This is a genomic window from Microcoleus sp. T2B6 (assembly GCF_036700475.1).
Lineage (GTDB): Bacteria > Cyanobacteriota > Cyanobacteriia > Cyanobacteriales > Microcoleaceae > Microcoleus.
Window position 1 is genome coordinate 1 of sequence record NZ_JAUBOZ010000192.1, and the last position, 6,733, is coordinate 6,733.

4 protein-coding genes are annotated in these 6,733 nt (G+C 47.1%); 2 read left to right on the top strand and 2 right to left on the bottom strand.

The genetic code is table 11. The annotated features are described in order from the left end of the window. On the bottom strand, positions 1-2,869 hold a 2,869-nt coding region (locus QUA00_RS35825; protein WP_333413309.1), incomplete at its 3' end, for a Calx-beta domain-containing protein. A 1-nt stretch (position 2,870) separates the two neighbouring features. Here QUA00_RS35825 and QUA00_RS35830 point away from each other — a divergent pair. Then, positions 2,871-3,053 carry a hypothetical protein gene (locus tag QUA00_RS35830; RefSeq protein WP_333148141.1) on the top strand — a complete coding sequence of 61 codons (183 nt, stop codon included), beginning with the start codon at positions 2,871-2,873 and terminating at the stop codon, positions 3,051-3,053. Positions 3,054-3,160: 107 nt separating this feature from the next. Next, positions 3,161-4,516 (top strand): AAA-like domain-containing protein, encoded by a 1,356-nt coding sequence (locus QUA00_RS35835; RefSeq protein ID WP_333148143.1) that lies wholly within the window; start codon positions 3,161-3,163, stop codon positions 4,514-4,516. Positions 4,517-4,702: 186 nt separating this feature from the next. Here QUA00_RS35835 and QUA00_RS35840 read toward each other — a convergent pair. Beyond that, positions 4,703-6,733: M10 family metallopeptidase (locus QUA00_RS35840; protein ID WP_333413311.1), on the bottom strand; the 2,031-nt coding region annotated here is incomplete at its 5' end.

The following is a 6,733-nucleotide window of genomic DNA, read 5'->3' on the forward strand; positions in this document are numbered from 1 at the left end:
GAATCGGTGTCGGAGTTGGCGTTGGTGTCGGCGTTTCTGTCGGAATCGGTGTCGGAGTTGGCGTTGGTGTCGGCGTTTCTGTCGGAATCGGTGTCGGAGTTGGCGTTGGTGTCGGCGTTTCTGTCGGAATCGGTGTCGGAGTTGGCGTTGGTGTCGGCGTTTCTGTCGGAATCGGTGTCGGAGTTGGCGTTGGTGTCGGCGTTTCTGTCGGAATCGGTGTCGGAGTTGGCGTTGGTGTCGGCGTTGGCGTTGCTGTCGGCGTTGGCGTTGGCGTTTCTGTCGGAGTTGGTGTCGGCGTTTCTGTCGGTGTCGGCGTTTCTGTGGGAGTTGGCGTTTCTGTCGGTGTCGGAGTTGGAGTGGGATTAGAGTCATCACTATCATCATTGACAATAATGCCCGTACTTTGGTTGGCGGCGGGATTGACGGTGGCGTTGATGGCGTTGTTGAGGGTAACGCTGAAATTTTCATTCGCCTCGAATTTGGTGTCGCCGTTAACAATTACAGCGATCGTTTTTGTTAGCGCTTCTGACGAATTAAAGATGAGATTACCGTCATTATCTTCGTAGTCGAGATCGCCCGTAGTAGCAGTACCGTCATCTGTTTTGTAGTTAACAGTAATGGGCAAACCAGAAGGATTGGAGAGGCTAACGGTGTAGTTGTAGGCAGTTGTGCCTGTATTGCCTTCAGCTTGGTTAATCGTGGCGGGGGCGATGCTGACAGTTGGAGGGTTATCGTTATCTGCAATTGTCAAAACTGCATTGTTGTATCGATCGCCAACTGTAGCATTTCCCGTTGGATTAGTTAGAGATAAATTAACCGTTTCGTCAGCTTCGTCGATCGCGTCATCGGCGATCGGAATAGTAACAATTTTTGGTGTCGTATCGCCGGCGGCAAAGTTAATTGCGATCGGCGTCTTGGTGTAGTCAGCAGCAACAGCAGTGCCATCCGTCAGCGTCAGCGTTGCCCCAACTGCACCTTTATTACCACCGATGCGATTGACGGTAATTGCAGTACCTACAACTGTACCGTTTTCATTCACGGTGTAAGCGGGATTGCTAAATTCCAGTAAGCCGGGGGAAGGTTGAGAAAATTCCGAAGTATCGTTAGTTGTTAAGTTAGTAGCAGTAGTGACGATCGCCCCTGTTGCAGTTAAGGGCGGCGATGTAAAATTAGCATTGCCAGCAGCATCAGTCGTGACGTTAACAAAGTTGAGATAAGTTTTTCCTTCGCCGTTACCGCTGGGATCTAAGGCAGTATTGTCAAAAAATTCGACGCGGAAAGTCGTATTGGGAATGCTGTTGAGAGTGCCGCTAAGGGTAATGTTGCCGTTGCTAGCAGTTGCCGAGGTTAACACCGGGAAATTTTGCAAGCCGTTTCCGCCTGTATCCCCGTCTCCCAAGTCGTTTGGGGTAAGGCCGTCGGCAGTTAAGGGATCGGTATCGTTATCGAGATCGATGCCTAAACCATTATTAGAAAAGATAGAATTGCCTAAAATTGCCAAACCGTTGCTATCAGTCACTTGAATACCGTTGCTACCGCTAAATGCGATCGTGTTGCCTTCCCCTGCTGCGGTACCGCCGATGCGGTTATTTACACCAGCCTTGAAAGCTACGACGTTGCTGTACAAAGTATTGGGTAAAGGAGTGCTGCCGTCAGCTTGCGTGCCGATATAATTGCCGATAACGCGGTTGCCAGTTGTCTGGTCGCCAAGGAAATAGACGCCCATTTGATTGCCGGAAATGACATTGCGTTCTTGCGGTGTCGTGCCGCCGATGATGTTGCTTTCGCCAACAGCAATCCAGACACCGATCGGATTTCCCAAAGCAGCAGTACCGCTGATATTAGTGCCGATATAGTTGCCGACAACCCGGTTTGTCGCAGGTATAACGCCTGAACCAGGCGCTTGTAGAAAAGCAATACCCGCATTCAGACTGCCAGAAATGATATTGCGTTCTTGAGGCGTCGTTCCGCCGATAATATTGTTAGAAGCGCTGCCAATAGCGATGCCATAGTAACTGTTTCCTAGCGCTACATTACCCGTGATATCAGTGCCGATGAGGTTGCCGACAACTCGATTTTGATTGGCAGTTGGGCCGTTAATCAAAATTCCGCCACCGGCCACAGTGCCAGAAATCAGGTTGTCCTGAATCAAGTTTTCAGGCGCATTGCGGATGCTGATGCCACCAGAGTAGTTGCCGATCGCAACAGTACCAGTAACATCAGTGCCGATACGGTTGCCGATTACTTGGTTGTTGCGCGCAGCGATGCCGGAAATCTCGATGCCAAGCCCGACACCAAGAGTGTTGTTGCCAGAGATTAAGTTGTTCTCGATCCGATTATCTGGAACGCCATCAATCCAGATCCCCCTGCGGTTGCCCCGATCAACCGTACCCGCAAGATCCGTGCCGATGTGGTTGCTGAGGATCTCGTTGCCGCCATTGGTTTGCAAGCGGATACCTGCCCAGTCAAATCTGTTGATTGCTAAACCTTGCACGATACTGTTCCCAGCAGTGATATCAAGTCCGACCATCACCAATCCGGCGAGGTTGCCGCTGAGTTCCACCAGTGGCAAACCGTTATAGCCCGCGCCGCCTTGACTCCAACCATCGACGATCGCTGGATCGGAGATGGGCGGCAGTGCGGATAAAGGCTGAATTAATTGCTGAGAACCGATCGCCCCGATATTAAAGGCGATCGTGTCGCGATCGGCTGCTGTACCCAATGTACCGTTAATCTGTGCTTGTTCTGCCACTGTCAAAGCAGGAACATTCAGAGTGCCATTGGCAACCAGAATTGCCTCTCTGAGGGTGAGGACGGCATTCCTGATATTCGAGTCATCTGTGCTATTAACGGTAATGGTAGCAGCCATAATGTTTCTCCTTATACCCTGGTGTTGGCGAGGTTCGGCTATTGTTGGTGAGGCGATCGATAATTGCGATCGGGCGATCGGCAATCAAGTTGCTTCTAAACCAGTATATTTTCCCAGAAGAAAACCCACCAGGGGAGTAAAATCAGGTGTTTCTACAAGGACTGACAGTAAAAACTCAGGTTAAATCAGTTAAAATACGGAAAAGTCAGGGTGGCTTTCTCCATGCAGGAACAATAGATATCTTGTAAAAGTCTGCATACTTACGTATATACGTACTTACCGGTCGAGCCCATGAACTCAGAATTAGACTTCTCTTGGAGCCAAACCAAAGAATCTGCCGATCGCATTTTTGCTCAAAACACCGGCAAATATCTCAGCGACATCGAAATGAAAGTCCTTCAAGGTTCTTGGGAAGGCAAAAGTTACGATGAAATCGCCAAAGTTTACGGCTACAGTGCTGAATACCTCAACAAAGATGTCGGTAACAAATTGTGGCACAAGTTTTCAGAAGCGTTAGGAGAAAAAATTAGTAAGAAAAATTTCAAAGAAGCTCTAAGGAGATTTGCCTCGCCAGAATTACGTCAAGCTACTAACATAAATCTGCCCTCGCCAACACTGAATGCGATCGCAAATTTGCCATTTCCCGAAGGTTCGGTATCATTAGATTCTCCTTTTTATGTAGAGCGTTGCAACATTGAATCTTTGTGCGGCGAGACTGTTGTGAAACCCGGTTCGCTGATTCGGATCAAAGCACCGGAAATGATGGGCAAAACTTCATTGATGACCAGAATTTTAGCTCAGGGCGATCGGGAAAACTATCACGCAGTCTATCTAGATTTAAGCGCTGCAGACCGAGGAATCTTAACAAATTTGGATAAATTTCTGCGCTGGCTGTGTTTGATGGTAAGCCGACAGCTAAAGTTAGAAAACAAGTTAAACGAATATTGGGATACGGATATTTTGGGCAGCAACGATAACTGTACGGTTTACTTTGAAGAGTATTTGCTGGCAGAAACATCAGCGCCTCTAGTTTTGGGGTTGGATGAAGTCGATCGCCTATTTCCCTACACGGAAGTAGTTGAAGACTTTTTGGGGATGCTGCGAAGCTGGCACGAAAAAGCCAAGATTTCGGATATCTGGAAAAAACTGCGGTTGGTAATGGCGCATTCTACCGAAGTTTATATTCCTTTGGACATGAATCAATCTCCGTTTAATGCGGGGGTTCCCGTTGAGTTGCTGGAGTTTGAGAGGCCGCAAATTCACGATTTAGCTCGCTTACACGGCTTGGAGTGGGATGAGGGGCAATTGCAAAAGTTAATAAGTGCGATCGGCGGCCATCCTTATTTAGTAAGATTGGCAATGTATGAGATTAGTTGTGGCAAAATTTCCTTAACTCAGCTATTAGAAAATGCGGCCTCAGAATCTGGAAGTTACAGCAGTCATTTACGCAAGCATTTGGAAATTTTGCAACAAAATCCCGAATTAGCTTTGGCTTTGAAAAAAGTTGTTAATTCGGCCGAACCAGTGGAATTAGATTCAATGCAAATTTACAAATTGCACAGCATGGGAATTGTGCGGCGGCAAAATAATTATGTCATGCCGCGTTGCAATTTGTACCGCGAGTATTTCTGCCGTGTTTTAGCTTGAAAAGCAGTGATAGTGCGATCGCGCGATCGCGTAGCGTGCATTTGGCATTCGCTTATGAAGAATAAAAGAGACTGACTTGAGCGATCGCTAACTTCACTGACTATTGAAAATAGGGTTTCGGAAACAACACTCATTCCCAATTCCCTATTTTCAATACAGAGCTACTTTCCCAATCTACAGACAGAATTAGCCCCCGCCCAAACCAAGCCCAGTAATGGTGGTTATACTAGCACCATTGTTTATCTTAAGGTTAGTGAAAGGTTGTATCCCTTGTATAACACCAATCAATCCATCGGGGGAAAATCCCGGATTATCAACGAAGATTCCTCGACCTGATACTCCACCGTCAAGGCTGACCTCCTGCAATTTATAGTTGACTCCTCCTTTAAGCTGGATAGTATCCTGACCGGATGTAAAGTCTTTAATTAAGCCGTAGCCGTTAACAAATGGATTCGGATTGGGAACCTGCAAACCACCCTCATTGTAGTAGATATTATTGGCATCCCCAAGGACGAAGGTGTTAACTCCAGCACCTCCAGTAAGAATGTCAATTTCTTGAGTGCCAGGGCTCGCTTCAGAAGAATTAACACCAATTAAAGTGTCATTACCGTCGCCACCCGTGAGAACGTCATTACCGTCGCCACCCATGAGCCTGTCGTTACCGTTTCCGCCATTGAGAGTGTCTTTGCCTAAGCCACCATTGAGAGTATCATTCTGGTTGCCGCCATTGAGAATATCGTTGCCGTTTCCGCCATTGAGAATGTCATTACCGTCGTCACCATTGAGAATGTCGTTGTCTAAGCCACCATTGAGAGTGTCATTACCCTTTCCGCCTTTAAGAGTATCGTTGCCTGAGTCACCATTGAGAATGTCATTGCCATCTCCGCCATTAAGGGCATCGTTGCCGCTACCTCCACTCAGAAAGTCGTTACCGCTTTGGCCATATAGCTTGTCATTTCCCAATCCACCTCGGATGTTGTTGGCAACTGCATTCCCGTAGATGTTGTCGTTTCCAGTCCCTCCAACTGCATTTTCAATGGTTGCGCCGAGAGCGATCGCCACATTGTTTTGAGCATTGGCATTACCATTGGCACCGATAGAACTGAAACCACCTGCGACTAAGTCAATGACTACATCCTTAGTTTGGTTAGCGGCACTGATTTGGTCGGTGCCACCCCCATCCCAAATCGTTTCGATAAATTTGGCATTTTTGCCCCAACTATAAGTATTGTTACCGGAACGGGTATTGGTATTAGCCCCATAAAGATATTGAACTGCTGCAACATCAAATAGTTGTGGAGTTTTTGGTGTCACCCCTGGCATATCAGGGTGACCGTTGTAAGACATGAGAGTAAAGCGATCGTTGTCTTGATAATTGGGCATATTTACTGCCCCTTCATGAGGGTGTTTCAACCCTAGGGAGTGACCAATTTCATGAAGAAGAATTGTAAATCCTGATGAACCGGGCGTAATGTTGGCAAGATTCTTGTCAAGCCAAATGTGACTTTTAGTAGCAGACCCGACTCCAGTAGACCAGCCTGCATAATTGGGAATGTCGATAGAACCAAACTGAATTTTTCCACCACCGTTAGCATTAGAAACTTCCTTAAATGTGATATTGGAAATATCAGAGTAAAGTTTTAATCCTTGTCTGGCAGACTCCTGCTGTTCTGCTGTGAAGGGTTTGAAGTCATCCCATGAGGTAGATTCTGGCTTAGTTTGCATGAAGCTAAAAGTAACTTCTACGGGCGTACCGAGTGGGCTATTTTTGTTCCATCGTGGTTGATTTGTAGGAAGCAAAGCATCAATATAATAGGGCAGGTTATTCACAAGGCCAGCGGTAGCAACCGGGCCAACACTGTCAATAGGGCGAACAATTTCGACAGGATTTAGGGTGCGAGTAGCTTCATTTCCGTCAACATTTCTGTCGCGGTCAATGATATCAACCGTTTCAGAATCATCGCTGTCACGACGGTCAATGATATCAACCGTTTCAGAATCATCGCTGTCACGACGGTCAATGATATCAACCGTTTCAGAATCATCGCTGTCACGACGGTCAATGATATCAACCGTTTCAGAATCATCGCTGTCACGACGGTCAATGATATCAACCGTTTCAGAATCATCGCTGTCACGACGGTCAATGATATCAACCGTTTCAGAATCATCGCTGTCACGACGGTCAATGATATCAACCGTTTCAGAATCATCGCT